Raw genomic sequence first — 16,622 nt, forward strand, 5'->3', positions numbered from 1 at the left:
GCCGGGCACCAGGAACTGGGCAACCTCGTGGTGATCTACGACGAGAACCATATCTCCATCGAGGACGACACTGACATCTCCTTTACCGAGGATGTCCTCAAGCGCTACGAGGCGTACGGCTGGCACACCCAGCGCGTGGACTGGACCGAGACGGGCGAGTACGTCGAAGACGTCCAGGAGCTGTACTCTGCACTGCTGGACGCAAAGGCCGAGACGTCCAAGCCGTCCATCATCTCGCTGCGCACCATCATCGGCTACCCGGCACCCAAGAAGCAGAACACCGGCAAGATCCACGGTTCCGCACTGGGTGCAGAGGAAGTCGCAGGCCTGAAGTCCGTGCTGGGCTTCGATCCCGCCAAGTCCTTCGAGGTTGACCAGGAAGTCCTGGCCCACGCACGCTCCGTCGTGGACCGCGGCGCCGCTGCCAAGAAGGAATGGGAAGAGACCTTCAACGCCTGGCAGGCCGCCAACCCCGAAGGCTCTGCACTCCTGCAGCGCATCGAGGCCCGCGAACTGCCCGACGGCCTGGACGCCGCGCTTCCGGTCTTCCCGGCCGGCAAGGACGTCTCCACCCGCGCCGCTTCCGGCAAGGTCCTGAACGCACTCGGACCGGTCATGCCGGAACTCTGGGGCGGCTCCGCCGACCTCGCCGAGTCCAACAACACCACCATCGAAGGCTCGCCGTCGTTCGTGCCCGCCTCCAAGCAGACCGATACCTGGTCCGGCAACCCCTACGGCCGGGTCCTGCACTTCGGTATCCGTGAGCACGCCGCGGCATCGATCGTGAACGGCATTGCCCTGCACGGCCGGACCCGCGCGTTCTCCGGCACGTTCCTGATCTTCAGCGACTACCAGCGGCCCGCCATCCGGCTCGGCGCCCTGATGGGTGTTCCGTCCCTGTACGTCTGGACGCACGACTCCATCGGCCTGGGCGAAGACGGCCCCACCCACCAGCCGGTGGAGCAGCTCGCCACGCTGCGCGCCATCGTGGGCCTGGACGTGGTCCGCCCCGGCGATGCCAACGAGGTCGCGGTGGCATGGAAGACCATGCTGGAGAACCACGAGAACCCTGCCGGCATCGTCCTGACCCGCCAGAACATCCCCACCTATGCCCGTGGTGAAAGCGAAGCCGACGGCGACACGTTCGGTTCCGTTTCCGGTGTGGCCAAGGGCGGCTACGTCCTGGCTGAGGCTTCCAAGGACGGCGCCACCGTCCCCGCCGACGTGATCCTGATCGGCACCGGCTCCGAGGTCCAGCTGGCCGTCCAGGCCCGCGAAGCCCTCCAGGCTGAAGGCATCGCTGCCCGCGTTGTCTCCATGCCGTGCGTGGAGTGGTTCAACAAGCAGGACGCCGCTTACCGCGAGTCCGTGCTCCCCGCTGCCGTCAAGGCCCGGGTCTCCGTCGAGGCCGGGCTGGCCCTGGGCTGGAGGGAATTCGTCGGCGACGCCGGACGTTCCATCTCGCTCGAGCACTATGGCGCTTCCGCCGACTACAAGCGCCTTTTCCAGGAGTTCGGCATCACCGCGGTGGCTGTCGCCGCCGCTGCCAAGGACTCCCTCGCTGGCCTGCAGGCCTGAACCCGATTTTAGGAGATACAAAAAATGACTACCCCTACACAGCAGCTCTCCGACGCCGGAGTATCCATCTGGCTCGATGACCTTTCCCGCAGCCGCCTTGAGACCGGCACGCTGCAGAAGCTGATTGAAGAGAAGAACGTTGTTGGTGTGACCACCAACCCGTCCATCTTCCACGCCGCCATCACGGCCGGCACGGACTACGACGCCATCATCGCGGCGCAGGCAGTGGCCGGCGCCAGCGTCGAGGAGACGATCTTCGAAATCACCACCACCGACGTCGCCGACGCCTGCGACCTGTTCGCACCGGTGGCAGCAGCCACCAAGGGTGTTGATGGCCGCGTGTCCATCGAAGTTGACCCGCGCCTGGCCTGGGACACGGCCGGCACCATTGCCGAAGCCAAGCACCTGTACAAGAAGGTCAACAAGGACAACGTCCACATCAAGATCCCGGCAACCCTTGAAGGCCTCGAAGCGATCACCGCGACGCTGGCCGAGGGCATCAGCGTCAACGTGACCCTGATCTTCTCGCTCGAGCGCTACCGCGCGGTCATCAATGCCTTCCAGTCCGGCCTGGAGCAGGCCAAGGACAACGGCCACGACCTGTGCAAGATCCACTCGGTCGCGTCGTTCTTCGTGTCCCGCGTGGACTCCGAAATCGACAAGCGCCTTGACGTCATCGGCACCGACGAGGCCAAGGCCCTCAAGGGCAAGGCCGGCGTGGCCAACGCCCGCCTGGCCTACCAGGTCTACGAGCAGCTCTTCGCCACCGAGCGCTGGGCACTGCTGGCTGAAGCAGGCGCCCTCCCCCAGCGTCCGCTGTGGGCGTCCACCGGCGTCAAGGACCCGGCCTACCCCGACACCCTGTACGTGACCGAACTGGCTGCCCCCGGCGTTGTGAACACGATGCCGGAGAAGACCCTGGACGCCACGTTCGACCACGGCATCGTCACCGGTGACACCATCACCGGCGCCTATGCCGAGTCCAACGCCACGCTCGACGCGCTGGACGCACTGGGCATCTCCTACAACGAGGTCGTTGCGCTCCTCGAATCCGAAGGCCTGGACAAGTTCGTGGCCAGTTGGAAGGAACTCCTGGGCGACGTCGAAGGTGCCCTCGCCGCTGCACGGAAGGCTTCCTGACCCACTATGAGCACTCTGAGCTACGACGCCACTGGTGCCGCGCAGCAGGCACTCGAGCAGCACCTGCCCGCCCTCGTCGCGGACCGCATTGCCACCCGGATCTTCGCCAAGGACCATACCCTGTGGGGTCCGGACGCCGAAGCCGAGTCCGCTGTCCGCCTCGGTTGGGTGGAGGCGGCCACCGTCTCACAGGCCCTTGTGGCCGGCATCCTCGAACTCCGTGATGCCCTCAACGCTGACGGCGTGAGCCGCATCGTGCTTTGCGGCATGGGCGGATCTTCGCTGGCTCCCGAGGTCATCGCCGGCACCGCTGGCGTCGAGCTGACAGTGCTGGACAGCACCGACCCCGACCAGGTCCGTGCTGCCCTCGCAGACCGGCTGGCCGAAACCGCGATTGTGGTTTCGTCCAAGTCCGGCTCAACCCTGGAGACCGACTCCCAGCGCCGGATCTTCGAGCACGCCTTCACCGAAGCCGGCATCGATGCGAAGAGCCGGATCATCATCGTCACCGATCCCGGTTCCCCGCTGGATAAGGCATCGCGTGAGGCCGGCTACCGCGCCGTCTTCAACGCCGATCCGAACGTGGGGGGCCGCTACTCGGCCCTCACCGCATTCGGGCTGGTCCCCTCGGGCCTGGCCGGTGTGGATATCCAGGCTTTCCTGGATGAGGCTGAGGAAGCCGCTGAGATCCTGAACGAGGACGCCGCCGAGAACATCGGTCTGGCCCTCGGAGCGGCCCTGGGCGGAACCAATCCGCTGCGCAACAAGATTGTCATCGCCGAGGACGGCTCAGGCATTGTGGGCTTCGCGGACTGGGCCGAACAGCTCATCGCCGAATCCACCGGCAAGCTCGGCACCGGCGTCCTGCCGGTGGTTGCCGGACCCACGTCGCCGGAGGTCACCTCCGGCGCCGCGGACGTGCTGGTGGTGCGGCTGGTAGCCGCGGATGCCGACGTCGAACTCGGTGACAACGAGGTAGCCATCGCGGGCGGCCTGGCCACCCAGATGATGGTGTGGGAGTTCGCCACTGCGGTGGCCGGACGCCTCCTGGGCATTAACCCGTATGACCAGCCGGACGTGGAGGCGGCCAAGGTTGCCGCCCGCGGCCTGCTGGACGCCCAGCCCGAACCGACCCCAGCCGCCTTCGTGGACGGCGCCATCGAGGTCCGCGGCGGAGACTGGCTCCGTGGGGCAGCCACCGCGGAGGAAGCCGTCGGCGCCCTCCTGGGAACGCTCGACGACGACAGCTACCTCAGCGTCCATGCCTACTTTGACCGGCTGGCCTTCGCAGAGCTGGAAGACATCCGCGACCCGCTTGCCGGCGTCAGCGGCCGTCCCGTCACGTTTGGCTGGGGCCCACGGTTCCTGCACTCCACCGGGCAGTTCCACAAGGGCGGACCCGCCATCGGAGTCTTTCTCCAGGTCACGGCCGCTCCCACCGAGGACCTGGCCATCCCGGACCGTCCGTTCACGTTTGGGGAACTGATTTCCGCCCAGGCCGCGGGCGATGCCCAGGTCCTGGCCGGCCATGGCCGCCCCGTCCTTCGACTGCACCTGACCGACCGCGCCGCCGGAGTTGCACAGCTGCAGGAGATCATCGCAGCAGTTGCCACCCGATCAGCTTCCGTCACCGAAAACTAAGGCTCAACAGCAAACATGCCAGAAACTGAAAACGGCAGGAATTCCGCGACGCGTTCCGGACGAACTGGCCGTAACCCGTTGCGGGATCCGCGTGATCGTCGCCTGAATCGGATTGCCGGTCCGTCCTCGTTGGTGCTCTTCGGGGTGACGGGTGATCTTGCGCGTAAGAAGCTCATGCCGGCTGTGTATGACCTGGCGAACCGGGGGTTGTTGCCGCCGAGTTTCGCGTTGGTGGGTTTCGGCCGGCGTCCGTGGTCGGATGCGGAGTTCGCTGCGGAGGTGAAGGCGTCGGTGCAGGCGTATTCGCGGACGCCGTTTGATGAGGCGGTGTGGAACCAGCTCGCTGAGGGTATCCGTTTTGTTCGGGGTGAGTTCGACGACGATGATTCGTTTGAGCGGTTGGGGGAGACTGTCGCGGCCCTTGATGAGGTCCGCGGGACGCGGGGTAATCACGCGTTCTACCTTTCGATTCCGCCGAAGGCGTTTGAGCAGGTCTGCCGGCAGCTGTCCAAGCACGGCCTTGCGCAGGCTGAGGGGGATAAGTGGCGGCGGGTGGTGATCGAGAAGCCGTTCGGGCATGATCTGGGCTCTGCCCGGGCGCTCAATGAGATTGTGGAGTCGGTGTTCCCGCCGGATGCGGTGTTCCGGATCGATCATTACCTGGGTAAGGAAACGGTCCAGAACATTCTGGCGTTGCGGTTCGCGAACCAGTTGTTTGAGCCGTTGTGGAACGCGAATTATGTGGACCATGTCCAGATCACGATGGCTGAGGATATCGGCACGGGCGGCCGGGCCGGGTATTACGACGGTGTGGGTGCGGCCCGGGACGTGATCCAGAACCATCTGCTGCAGTTGCTGGCGTTGACGGCGATGGAGGAGCCGATTTCCTTTAACGCGGACGATTTGCGGGCGGAGAAGGAAAAGGTCCTTGCCGCGGTGAAACTCCCGGAGGATTTGTCGACGCATTCGGCGCGCGGGCAGTTCGCCGGTGGCTGGCAGGGCGGGGAACAGGTCCAGGGTTATCTGGAGGAGGAGGGTATCCCGGCGGATTCGAAGACGGAGACGTTCGCNGCGATCCGGGTGGATATCCATACCCGCCGCTGGGCCGGTGTGCCGTTCTATTTGCGGGCTGGTAAGCGTTTGGGGAGGCGGGTGACCGAGATCGCGGTGGTGTTCAAACGCGCCCCGAACCTGCTCTTCCGTGACCATGGCGAGGATGACTTCGGCCAGAACGCCGTGGTGATCCGGGTCCAGCCCGATGAGGGTGCGACGATCCGGTTCGGGTCCAAGGTCCCGGGCACGCAGATGGAAGTCCGGGACGTGACCATGGACTTCGGCTACGGGCATTCCTTCACCGAATCGTCTCCGGAAGCGTATGAGCGGCTGATCCTCGATGTGCTCCTGGGCGAGCCGCCGTTGTTCCCGCGGCACGCGGAGGTGGAGCTGTCCTGGAAGATCCTGGATCCTTTTGAAGACTACTGGGCCGGGCTCACTGAACAGCCCGAGCCCTACGCCCCGGGGTCCTGGGGCCCTGCCTCGGCGGACGAGCTCCTTGCCCGCGACGGACGAACCTGGAGAAGGCCATGATTGTAGATTTGCCGGACACCACCACCTCGAAGATTTCCAAGAAGATCACCTCCTTGCGCGAGCAGGGCGGTGTGATCGCCCTGGGCCGGGTCCTGACCCTGGTGGTCGTGACCCGGTCCGGGCTCGAGGAAGAAGCGATCGAGGCCGCGAACGAGGCCAGCCGTGAACACCCCTGCCGGATCATCGTCCTCGCTGACGCCGGCTCTGAGGCTCCCAACCGGCTCGACGCGCAGATCCGGGTCGGTGGTGACGCCGGCGCCTCGGAGGTCATCGTGCTCCGCGGCTACGGCGAACTCGCGCATGAAAGTGAATCCCTCGTCGCNGCCCTGCTGCTGCCTGACGCCCCGATCGTGGCCTGGTGGCCGCACGGGGCACCGGCGAACGCCTGCGAAACCTCCGTGGGCCGGATCGCGCACCGCCGGATCACNGACTCCGCGAACGAAACAGACCCTCAACTGGCGCTGGANAACATCCGGGCCACCTATAAGGCCGGGGACACCGACCTCGCCTGGACCCGGCTGACGAACTGGCGGATCCAGCTCGCGGCGGTCCTGGACCAGGTGGACTCCTCACCCGTCACCGCCGTGGCCGTCGAAGGCGCGTCCGACTCCCCGTCCACGATCCTGCTCGCGGCCTGGCTGACCCTGGCCCTGGACGCGCCCGTGACGATCGTCGCGGACCCCGCCGGGACCGGCATCCGCCGGGTAAGACTCACCCGCCCCACCGGCGACGTGCAGCTCTTCCGCCCCGGACTCTCCGTCGCGGAACTCACCCAGCCCGGCCAGCCCGCGCAACGCATCTCCCTGCCACGCCGCAGCCTCAAAGACTGCCTCGCCGAAGAACTCCGCCGCCTCGACCCCGACGAAGTATTCGGCGAAACGGTTCGCAGTCTTGGTAGTTCCAGAGTGCATCAAGCCAGCAGCGTGACATTCACCTGCAGCGGGGAGCCAGAACGTAACCGGGACCGCGTGTCACTGATCGCCGTATAAAGGGACCCCGACTCACCGGATCCACCCGGATCCAGAAAAGGAACACAAAGTAATGGTTCACAAAGTCAAAGCGGTCATCGCCAGGGAGAAGAATGCCCCGGTTTCGGTGGAGACTATCCTGGTCCCGGATCCGGGGCCGGGGGAGGCCCTGGTGGACATTCTCACCTGCGGGGTCTGCCACACCGACCTGCATTACAAGCAAGGCGGCATCGGCGATGAGTTCCCCTACCTGTTGGGCCACGAGGCCACCGGTGTGGTCAGCGCCGTCGGTCCAGGCGTCACCGAGGTGGCCCCCGGCGACCGAGTGATCCTGAACTGGCGTGCTGTCTGCGGTGAGTGCAGGGCATGTGCCAAGGGCCAGCCGCAGTACTGCTTCAACACGCACAATGCCACGCAGAAGATGACGCTGGAGGACGGTACGGAACTCTCTCCCGCGCTGGGCATTGGCGCCTTCGCGGAAAAGACGCTGGTTGCTGCCGGGCAGTGCACAAAGATTGACGACGACGTCGATCCTGCCGCCGTCGGGCTGCTCGGCTGCGGTGTGATGGCCGGCATCGGTGCCGCCATTAACACGGGCGAGGTCAAGCGCGGCGAATCCGTAGCCGTGATCGGCTGCGGCGGCGTGGGCATCGCCGCGATCGCCGGCGCAAGGCTCGCAGGTGCCACCACGATCATTGCGGTGGACATCGACGCCAACAAGGTGGAAATGGCTAAGTCCCTTGGAGCCACCCACGGGGTGAATTCCGGCGAGGAAGACCCCATCGAGGCCATCCGGTTCCTTACAGGAGGCAACGGAGCGGACGTGGTGATTGACGCCGTCGGACGTCCTGAAACGTACAAGCAGGCGTTTTACGCCCGCGATCTCGCCGGCCGCGTGGTGCTGGTGGGTGTCCCGACGCCGGGCATGTTGCTTGAACTGCCGCTGCTGGACGTCTTTGGGCGGGGAGGGTCGCTGAAGTCCTCCTGGTACGGGGACTGCCTGCCTTCCCGCGATTTCCCGATGCTCGTGGCGCACTACAAGCAGGGCAACCTTGACCTGGATGCCTTCGTCACCGAACGGATCACCATCGACCAGGTGGAGGAAGCCTTTGCCAGGATGCACGAGGGCAAGATTCTGCGCTCGGTTGTTGAAGTACAGACTCTGAAGGAGCTCTCATGACAGTCACCATCGAAAACCTGGTCACCTCGGGCACTTTTACGCTCGACGGCGGCACCTGGGACGTGGACAACAACGTCTGGATCGTGGGCAACGAGGATGAGTGCGTGATCATCGACTGCCCGCATGACGCCGAGGCGATCATCCACCAGGTCCGCGGCCGGAAAGTCCTGGCCGTCCTGCTGACCCACGCGCACAATGACCACATTGGCGCCGCGCGGCAGGTCGCGGACGCTGTCGGCGCCCCGATCGTTCTGAATCCGGACGACCTGGTCCTCTGGAAGCAGGTCTACCCTGATTCTGAACCGGACCGGTACCACGGGGACGGTGACGTGTTCGAGGTGGGCGGCACCGCGCTGTTGGCCATCCACACCCCGGGCCATTCCCCGGGCTCCACCTGCTTTTACCTCGAAAGCGAGGGAACCGTCTTCACCGGCGACACCCTCTTTAACGGTGGACCGGGAGCGACGGGACGCTCATACAGCGACTACCCCACGATCCTGATCTCCATCAGGGAACGTCTTTTGACGCTGCCGACCGAGACGGTGGTTCGCACAGGCCACGGCGACAACACTACGATCGGAGCTGAACGGGAAACGCTGGCTAAGGTTTCCCAGTAAGCAGGGTCTTGAACAGCAGAATCCCGTTGAGGCGCGCCAGCACAGCTGGCGCGCCTCAACGGGGCGTTTTGGACATGAATGGCGTGAGCCGCAATGGAAGTTGGAACAATGAAGTTCGGTAAGCAGCCAGCCCCCGTCGCAGACATCAACGAGGACAACCTCGCAGTCCACAAACCCAAAACGGAAGCGGCCGGAGTCAAAGCCGTGATGGTGGCACTGGAGCGGGCCGTGGCCCAGGCTGGCGTGACCCGAACGGCGCAGTCCCTGCTGCGGCTGAATCAGCAGGGCGGGTTTGACTGCCCGGGCTGCGCGTGGCCGGAATCTGCCACGAAGCGCAAGGCGGCCGAGTTCTGCGAGAACGGTGCCAAGGCCGTGGCCGAGGAGAACACCCTTCGGACGGTTGGGGCGGAGTTCTGGGCCAAGCACTCCATCGCCGAACTGTCCGGGAAAACGGAGTACTGGCTCGGTAACCAGGGCCGGCTGAGCGAGCCGGTGGTGATCCGGGAAGGGCAGACCCACTATTCGCCGATCTCCTGGGCCGAAGCGTTCGACCTGATTGGCGAGCACATCCGGGCCTCCACGCCGGACCGGTGCGTCTTCTACACGTCCGGCCGCACGGCGAACGAGACGGCGTTTATGTATCAGTTGTTCGCGCGGGCCCTCGGCACGAACAACCTGCCGGACTGTTCCAACATGTGCCACGAGTCCTCGGGCTCGGCGCTGAACCCGACCATCGGCATCGGCAAGGGGACCGTGTCCCTGGAGGACATCCACGACTCCGAACTGATCTTCGTCGTGGGGCAGAACCCAGGCACCAACCACCCCCGCATGCTCTCGGCGCTGAAGGAGTGTAAGGACAAGGGCGGCAAGGTGGTGGCGGTCAACCCGCTGCCGGAGGCCGGGCTGTTCAACTTCAAGGATCCGCAGACCGTTTCGGGTGTGGTGGGCGGCGGCACGCCGCTGGCCGATGAGTATCTTCAGATCAAGGTGGGCGGTGACCTGGCACTGTTCCAGGCACTGGGCCACCTGCTCCTGGCGGAGGAGGAACGGAACCCGGGCACCGTCGTCGACCGTTCCTTTATTGACGCGCAGACCGACGGGTTCGATGCCTACCGCGACGCCCGCGGCGAGCTGGACTGGGCGGAAACTGAGAAGGCGACGGGCCTGTCCCGGGAACAGATCGAAACCGTGGCCGGGATGCTGGTCCGGTCCAAGGCCACCATCTTCTGCTGGGCCCTCGGTGTCACGCAGCAGCCGCACTCGGTTGACACCATCAAGGAAATGGTCAACGTCCTGCTCCTGCAGGGCAACTTCGGCAAGCCCGGCGCCGGCGCCTGCCCCGTCCGCGGCCACTCCAACGTCCAGGGCGACCGGACCATGGGCATCTGGGAGAAACCGAAGGAATGGCTGCTCGAGGCACTGGACACCGAGTTCGGGATCCGGTCTCCGCGGCACCACGGACACGATGCGGTGGAAGCCATGGAGGCGTTCGAGCGTGACGAGGTGGACGTTTTTGTCTCCATGGGCGGCAACTTCTCGCTCGCCTGCTCGGACACCGAAACCCTGGAAGCGGGTATGCAGCGGATCGGCCTGACGGTGCACATCTCCACCAAGCCGAACCGCTCCCACGTGGTGCACGGCCGTACGTCCCTGATCCTGCCTACGCTGGGCCGGACCGACAAGGATGACAAGCACCCAAAGGGCGCGCAGTTCCTGTCCGTGGAGGACTCCATGTCCGTGGTCCACTCCACCCAGGGCAGGCTGGTGCCGGTCTCCGATCACCTGCTCGCCGAACCGGTCATCGTGGCGAGGATGGCAGAGGCCACCTTCGGGCCGGACCACCTTGTGGCCTGGAAGGCGATGGCCGAGGACTATGACGTGGTCCGTGACCATATCTCCCGCGTCCTGCCCGGCTTCGAAGACTTCAATGCCAGGGTCCGGACTAAAAACGGCTTTGTGCTGCCCAACCCGCCACGGGACACCCGCTCGTTCAAGACGGACATCGGGCGCGGCCGCTTCACGGTCAGCCCGCTGGAATACCTGACCCCGCCGGAGGGCCACCTGGTACTGCAGACCATCCGCAGCCATGACCAGTACAACACCACGTTCTATGGCCTGGATGACCGTTACCGCGGCATTTCGGGCGGCCGGCGCGTGATCCTGGTCCACCCTGAGGACCTGGCCGAACTCGGTTTCAAGGACCGGGACTTGGTGGACGTGGTGAGCACCTTCCGCGGCCACGACCGGCAGGCGGACAAGTTCCGCCTGGTGGCCTACCCGACGGCGAAGGGCTGCGCCGCGGCGTACTTCCCCGAAGCCAACGCCCTGGTCCACAAGGAAAATGTCGCCAGGGAATCGAACACCCCCGGCTTCAAAGCCATGTTCGTCCGGTTTGTGCCGCACGCGGCGAAGCCGGAAGCAGGCGAAGAGTCCGCTTCGCTTACGGCGGCCACTGCCGGCTGACCCGGCAGCACGGCCCCGTCTCCAAAAGGAGGCGGGGCGTTCTGCTGCTTCCAAGTGTTCGAATCAGAACAGAAGCGGTGCCAGTCGCAGAGTCAGTTCGCGGGCCGCCTCCGCATGTGCGTAGATTGTGGTGAACCGTTCTGCGGGGCCGGTGAGGCAGAGCGCCGCGCCCAACGACCCATTGGGCATTCGTACTGGAAGTGCCAGGCTGGCGGATCCTGATTCGAATTCGTTGATTTCCGAGGCCTGGTCTTTGAGCCTTATTTCCGCGAGTTGTTCTTCCAGCCGGTCACTGTCTGTGATGGTGTTCTCGGTCAGCTTCACTAACTGGCCTCCCGGCAGCGGGGAGGCCGAACCGCCGAGTTCAGCGAGCATCAGCTTCCCTGCGGCGGAGGCGTGCGGATACCGGAGCAGTTCGAATACTGAGTGGAGCGGATAATCAGGATCTTCGTCGGCGATTCTTACCGAAGCGTTCCTGAACATGATGAGGTGCACTGCGAAACGGTTTCCCCGCCGGAACTCTTCCATTGCGGTGCGGGCGGCGGTAGGAACGGTTGGCGGGGTCGCGGCCGTAACCAAGCCTGAGATTGCGTGTCCGAGTGCAAATCCGCGCAGATCAGATGTGCGGACCAGATATTCGGCGCCGACGAGCGCATTCAGTATCCGGTAGGCGGTCGCCGGAGGCATTCGCAGGGCGTCGGTGATCTCTTTCGCCGTGGTGCCGGTGCCGAACCGTGCCACGATCTCCAGGATCCTGAGCGAGTTTGACGCTGAGCCGGTACCCGAGTGTGTGGGCCTGTAGCTCATGGCAGCGGTCCACTATGAAACAGGTCTGATTCCCGGGTCTCGTCGTAGATGCCCACTGACGCCAGGCGCGCGGGTAACCGGCGGTGAAGGAACGCGGCGTATATGACGCTGAGGAGGAGGACGCCGCCGTAGATGAGCGTCTGCGGGTTACCTGTTCCAATCGATGTCATCGCAGCCGTCCAGAGAACCGCACCGAGGACCACGGAGGTTACTGCTCCGAGTATCCAGCTGGCCAAGGTGTTCTCCCCGATCCGGCGCAGGAAGAAGGGCAGGGACGCGCTGGCAAGGATATAAGACCCCAGGTATCCATAGGCGCCAAGGGTGAAGAGGTTCGCGAGGCCCTGCTCGGGGCTGGCTCCGGAGATGATGACCGCGACGGGAACGACGGCAACAACCGGCATTACAACCAGGATCGCCATCGAGGGCGTCCGAAAGGCGGCATGTGTCCGGCCGACAACTCGTGGGGCAACGCCTTCCCGGCCCATACAGAAAAATATCCTGGCAAGGGCGTTCACAGATGCGATGGCGCAGGCAAACCAGGATGCGGCGATTCCCAGGTCAAGGACTGCGGCGAACAAGGGGGAAGACTGGGAGAACAGGTCAGACAACGGAGTGGAGCTGCCTGTTATGTCCGACGGTGCTTCTTTGAGGGCTACGTCCTGGGCGGTTACGGCGAGGAGATAGAGCACGCCCGCCAAGATGGGGGTCCATGTGATGGCCCGAGGCACGCTGACGAAGGGTCTCTGCGCTTCCCCTCCGAGCGTGGTCGGGCTTTCGAAGCCGACAAAGGCACTGACGGCCACCACGATTCCGATCGATAACGAATCAAAATGTCCGTTCCAGGCAAACACACTCCCGAGATTGACCTGTGGCGCGTTGAAGGCGAAGTAAACGACCATGAGGACGGTGAGTATTCCAATTGAAATGGCTTCCATCAGCAGCGTGGACCACGCGGATATCTGGATCCCCCTGACCATAAGGAAACAGGCGGCGCCTGCTGCGGCAAGAATGACAAGCACCGCGAAAATCTTAGGATCTGTGACGGGCACGCCAAGATTGACGAATAGCTCAACGATATATGTGCCAACAGCCAGCAGACTGGCCATGGCCACGAGTCCGTACCCGAATATGGCTGACCAGCCGGCGGTGATTGCCGTCCGTTGACCGAGCCCTTTCGCAGTGTAACTGTAGAGCCCGCTGACGGCAGCCATGCGCTTTGCCATCGGCCTCAGACATAGGGTTACCAGGACAATGATGGCCATGGCAGCGCTGAATGTCAGCACAAGGTTCGGTCCAGCGGATCCAACGACGAGGCCCGGGAAGATGAGAGCCGGAATGACGGACATGGCGCCCGCGGGCGCCATGTTCGCTATTGACTGCGCGAAGACCGGCAAGAAGGAAAGTTTCCGGCGCCTCAGGCCCTCCACCGGAGAGTGAGGAGAAATAAAGCGATCACCGCGGGCAGACACTACGTACCAACTTTCCCTACGAGGGCAGGTCTGCCTTGCTTATGAGGAGCGCAAGTCATCGGCCCGTGCTGGAATACATTAGCATTGCCAGCCGGCACCGAGGACGTCTGTGAAGTTCCGAATGCTTTCGCCTCATTAAGTGCAATGAGAATTTCCCAATTCAATAGCCATAACGGGTTCGTCATTTACGGATTCCTTGACATGGTTTTTTATATATCCGCACAATGCAAGGATCTCGTTTCCATTGATCGCAGCGAGCACGTCCTATGCCATGGTGGTGAACATCAGGGCCATGACGGCAGCGCCGAGGGCTTCGAGTAGGTGTCCGGTGCGGAGAGCGGGCTTCGGAGCACTTGCGTGGGGGAGCGCGGATTTTGTTAACGCGGATTTTGTTAGTAGGAGGCGGATTAGGAAAGTCACCGCCGCAGCTCCGAACAGTACCGTCAGGACGATCGCCAGGGTGGATGAGAGATCAAATGTTGCTGCAGCCGTGCTTTGTGATGCGGCTGGCATCGTGTGGTGGGCGTGCGGCGTTGACAGGGCGCCGGCCGGGACGGTTTTATCGCCGGCGGTCGGGTGACCCATCATGGCAACCATGAGCGCGGCGCCGGCCATGGTCAAGCCGTGGTACAGGCACTGCACCCGGCCCTGGCTACCTCCGCAGAGCAATTTGAATTCCGGCCGAGCGACCGACTGGATGACAAACCACAGCGCTGCGCCGGTGAGTATTGCTATCTGAGCCAGCGTGGTCGATGGCATGAGGTTCCACAACATGGCGGCCATCAGGACGTTCATGAGGGCATGGAGACTTTTGTTGACCCGGTCGGTGAGATGGTGGGACCGCGTGGCCTGCCGGAGGTAATAGCTTCCGCTAAGCAGCAGAACAGCCGTGAGGGTCAAGGTAACTGCCGGAACATTGAACATGGGGATCACCTCTCACTACTGGGGTGGGGTTAGTCAAGGTTCGGCCCCCGGTGCCGCTGCTGCAGCACCGGAGACCGCCCAACAAAACGCGATGGAGAATGCGCAGCGTCGGATTGTTGCCAGGGGGATCCGTTTGACGTGAAGCCGTAGGTGCGAGTTCCGTTACCTGAGATCCAGAACCTTTTCCCGTTCTGCGGCTTCGTGGTCTGACGAGAGAGCAGCGGCTGCCTTGGTTTTCGCGCGTCGTGATTCATGTTGGGTATACAGCCAGATGGGGAGGAAGAGCGCCAGTACGAGGAACCCGACCCAGGTTGAGGTCCAGCCGATTTCCAGGCTGTTCAGGTAGACCACGCCGATCAGGCATAGAGGCACATTGAACAGGCCAAAGATCATGGCGACGTGTTTCCAGCCCTTCGGTGCTTTGAAGGGTCGTTCCAGGCCGGCAAAGGCGGGGTGTTTCTTGGCTCGGACGTAAGCGAACAGGCTGATGCCGTTGGCGCAGGTGTAACCAATGGCCGAGGCCGCAAGAATTGCTGCGGCGTTTCCCATCGAGATCAGTACCAGGTTGAACGCTCCGATGACCAGCATGGCGACAAACGGGGTCCCTTGGCGGTTGGTTTTGCCGAAAACCTTGGGGAGGTTACCTTCCACCGACATGGAGTGCATGGCGCGGGAGGAGCCCAGGTAGGCCGTCTGGATAATGAGGATCATGGCGGCGATCAGCATAATGATGGTGATTATTGTGCCAGCTTGGCCGAAGACGGCCTGGGCCACCGGGATCAGGGGCGATACGGACTCGGCCTGTACACCTTCAACCCCAAGCACGCCGATCACCGAAGTTTGCAGCAGTACGTACAAGAGGAAGCAGATGATGCCGCAGGCAAGCAGCGCCTTGGGAACATCCTTGGACGGGTTTTTGTATTCGGGGCCGTAGATGGCTGCTGTTTCCCAGGCGCAGGCACTCCATTGTGCGATTCCAAAGATGCCAAAGAGAATCAGGATATGGTGCATGTCCCAGGCCCAGTCAGTCGGCCACCAGCTACCGGTGATGTTGGTCAGCTCAACGTGTCCGGTAGCAAAAGGCGCCACGGCCAGGATAACCAGCGGTATCAGGGATACGGCCGCCAGGATGTAACCCAGGATGGCGCCATCCTTGAGGCCGAACCAGTTGACCACGAACAACCCGGCGAAAATTACCAGACCCGAGATTAGCGCGAGCTGATACTCGGTGAATATATCGCCCAGCGCCGGAAAGAGCCCGTGCAGGTATCCGCCCACCAGGATGGCGAAGATCGCCAGGATTGGGTTCCAGCCAAACCAGTAGCTCCAGGCGGTGAAGCCGCCGATCAGCTTGCCCTTGTCGTACTTGCCCTTGTAGTTTTCGGTGCGAAATACGTGCTGGGCGAAACCTGGCAGACCGGAGGCCTTGGGAAAAGTGGTGGCCATTTCGGCATACGCGGCGTTCTGCATGAAACCCTGCAGAACTGATATTCCCCAGATGAGGATTGCCGCGGCTGATACATACATCGGAAGGTAACCCAAGGAGGGCAGAATCAGCATGGGAACACCCAGCGCTATAGCCATACCTTGCTTCCAGTTGATGGACCTTTTCAGGTCATCGGCTTCGTCCAAACGATTTTCACTCATAACATCTCCTTTGATGGACTGAACGTCGTGCGATCTCTGCTGCATGGATGCCGGTGGTGACCGGCCAATAAGAGAAGGAACCCCGAAGCGCGAACGTCCAGCACGTGGGAGGGCCAATGGAGTCTCTTGATTTATTGATGCCTAAGGCCGGCCTGGGCCGGCCTTCGCTGTGTTGGTCCATCCGGGCACTTGTTGGGCCGGATGATCCCGCGGACAGGAACGCACCTAGCGGTGAGGTTCCGGGAGCGCCGCCGACGAATGAAGGCGCGCTCCCGGAACCTCAGGTATGAACTGTTAATCCTTGGTGCAGCATGTTTCGGTGTTGGTTGTTTGGGTTCGGTTTTCGTTGGTGGGGAGGTTGAGGGTGGGGTTTTGGTCGAAGAATCCGTGGGGTTCGAGCATGAAGCCGATGTTTTGGCGGGGCATGATGGGCCAGTCTTCGAGGCGGACGACGTGGTGCATGCCGAAGGTGTACCAGACTACGAGGTCTTGGTCCACGATGTTCCGGTCTGCTTGGGTCCAGATGTGCAGGCCGTCGTCGGCGCCGGTGGCTTGGTTGGGGAATTCGCCGGCGGCGAAGCGTTCGGTGCGGTTGTAGGCG

12 protein-coding genes and 1 pseudogene are annotated in these 16,622 nt (G+C 63.4%); 8 read left to right on the top strand and 5 right to left on the bottom strand.

Going from position 1 to position 16,622, the window contains the following annotated elements:
- The 8 genes from DAD99_RS10735 to DAD99_RS10770 all read left to right on the top strand — a co-directional run.
- On the top strand, nucleotides 1-1,578 hold a 1,578-nt coding region (locus tag DAD99_RS10735; protein WP_193341523.1), incomplete at its 5' end, for a transketolase.
- A gap of 24 nt (nucleotides 1,579-1,602) precedes the next feature.
- Complete coding sequence (gene tal / locus DAD99_RS10740) at nucleotides 1,603-2,718, top strand: transaldolase (protein ID WP_193341524.1); 1,116 nt, start codon at nucleotides 1,603-1,605, stop codon at nucleotides 2,716-2,718.
- A 6-nt stretch (nucleotides 2,719-2,724) separates the two neighbouring features.
- Nucleotides 2,725-4,359, top strand: coding sequence for a glucose-6-phosphate isomerase (locus DAD99_RS10745; RefSeq protein WP_193341525.1), 1,635 nt, complete (start codon nucleotides 2,725-2,727; stop codon nucleotides 4,357-4,359).
- A gap of 15 nt (nucleotides 4,360-4,374) precedes the next feature.
- A complete protein-coding gene (zwf, locus tag DAD99_RS10750; protein WP_193341526.1) occupies nucleotides 4,375-5,946 on the top strand; it encodes a glucose-6-phosphate dehydrogenase in 1,572 nt (523 codons plus the stop codon).
- The gene (locus DAD99_RS10755; protein WP_227007918.1) at nucleotides 5,943-6,935 is read left to right on the top strand and encodes a glucose-6-phosphate dehydrogenase assembly protein OpcA; all 993 of its coding nucleotides are present in this window, start codon (nucleotides 5,943-5,945) and stop codon (nucleotides 6,933-6,935) included. Before zwf ends, DAD99_RS10755 begins: the two co-directional genes overlap by 4 nt.
- A 52-nt stretch (nucleotides 6,936-6,987) precedes the next feature.
- A complete protein-coding gene (locus DAD99_RS10760; RefSeq protein ID WP_193341527.1) occupies nucleotides 6,988-8,094 on the top strand; it encodes an S-(hydroxymethyl)mycothiol dehydrogenase in 1,107 nt (368 codons plus the stop codon).
- Nucleotides 8,091-8,711: an MBL fold metallo-hydrolase gene (locus DAD99_RS10765; RefSeq protein WP_193341528.1), complete on the top strand. Its 621-nt coding sequence runs from the start codon at nucleotides 8,091-8,093 to the stop codon at nucleotides 8,709-8,711. The genes DAD99_RS10760 and DAD99_RS10765 overlap by 4 nt, the downstream gene beginning before the upstream one ends.
- A 108-nt stretch (nucleotides 8,712-8,819) precedes the next feature.
- Nucleotides 8,820-11,174, top strand: coding sequence for an FdhF/YdeP family oxidoreductase (locus tag DAD99_RS10770; protein WP_193341532.1), 2,355 nt, complete (start codon nucleotides 8,820-8,822; stop codon nucleotides 11,172-11,174).
- 63 nt (nucleotides 11,175-11,237) lie between these two features.
- On the opposite strand, the gene DAD99_RS10775 is transcribed toward DAD99_RS10770, so the two are convergent.
- The 5 genes and pseudogenes from DAD99_RS10775 to DAD99_RS10795 all read right to left on the bottom strand — a co-directional run.
- Nucleotides 11,238-11,981 (bottom strand): IclR family transcriptional regulator, encoded by a 744-nt coding sequence (locus DAD99_RS10775; protein WP_193341529.1) that lies wholly within the window; start codon nucleotides 11,979-11,981, stop codon nucleotides 11,238-11,240.
- Entirely contained in the window at nucleotides 11,978-13,375 is a 1,398-nt protein-coding gene (locus tag DAD99_RS10780) for an APC family permease (RefSeq protein WP_227007919.1), read from the bottom strand. Before DAD99_RS10780 ends, DAD99_RS10775 begins: the two co-directional genes overlap by 4 nt.
- Before the next feature lie 339 nt (nucleotides 13,376-13,714).
- Nucleotides 13,715-14,374 carry a DUF5134 domain-containing protein gene (locus DAD99_RS10785; protein WP_193341530.1) on the bottom strand — a complete coding sequence of 220 codons (660 nt, stop codon included), beginning with the start codon at nucleotides 14,372-14,374 and terminating at the stop codon, nucleotides 13,715-13,717.
- 162 nt (nucleotides 14,375-14,536) lie between these two features.
- A complete protein-coding gene (locus tag DAD99_RS10790; RefSeq protein ID WP_193341531.1) occupies nucleotides 14,537-16,021 on the bottom strand; it encodes an APC family permease in 1,485 nt (494 codons plus the stop codon).
- 294 nt (nucleotides 16,022-16,315) lie between these two features.
- Nucleotides 16,316-16,622: pseudogene (locus tag DAD99_RS10795) on the bottom strand (tyramine oxidase); the annotation flags it as partial.

The organism is Pseudarthrobacter sp. AB1, from assembly GCF_014926485.1.
Taxonomy (GTDB): Bacteria; Actinomycetota; Actinomycetes; order Actinomycetales; family Micrococcaceae; genus Arthrobacter.

Bases quoted from the DNA above. Each gene is read 5' to 3' on its own strand.
- DAD99_RS10785 (WP_193341530.1), bottom strand. From the start codon at position 14,374: ATGTTCAATGTTCCGGCAGTTACCTTGACCCTCACGGCTGTTCTGCTG.
- DAD99_RS10775 (WP_193341529.1), bottom strand. From the start codon at position 11,981: ATGAGCTACAGGCCCACACACTCGGGTACCGGCTCAGCGTCAAACTCG.
- DAD99_RS10770 (WP_193341532.1), top strand. From the start codon at position 8,820: ATGAAGTTCGGTAAGCAGCCAGCCCCCGTCGCAGACATCAACGAGGAC.
- tal (WP_193341524.1), top strand. From the start codon at position 1,603: ATGACTACCCCTACACAGCAGCTCTCCGACGCCGGAGTATCCATCTGG.
- DAD99_RS10745 (WP_193341525.1), top strand. From the start codon at position 2,725: ATGAGCACTCTGAGCTACGACGCCACTGGTGCCGCGCAGCAGGCACTC.
- DAD99_RS10760 (WP_193341527.1), top strand. From the start codon at position 6,988: ATGGTTCACAAAGTCAAAGCGGTCATCGCCAGGGAGAAGAATGCCCCG.
- DAD99_RS10765 (WP_193341528.1), top strand. From the start codon at position 8,091: ATGACAGTCACCATCGAAAACCTGGTCACCTCGGGCACTTTTACGCTC.
- DAD99_RS10790 (WP_193341531.1), bottom strand. From the start codon at position 16,021: ATGAGTGAAAATCGTTTGGACGAAGCCGATGACCTGAAAAGGTCCATC.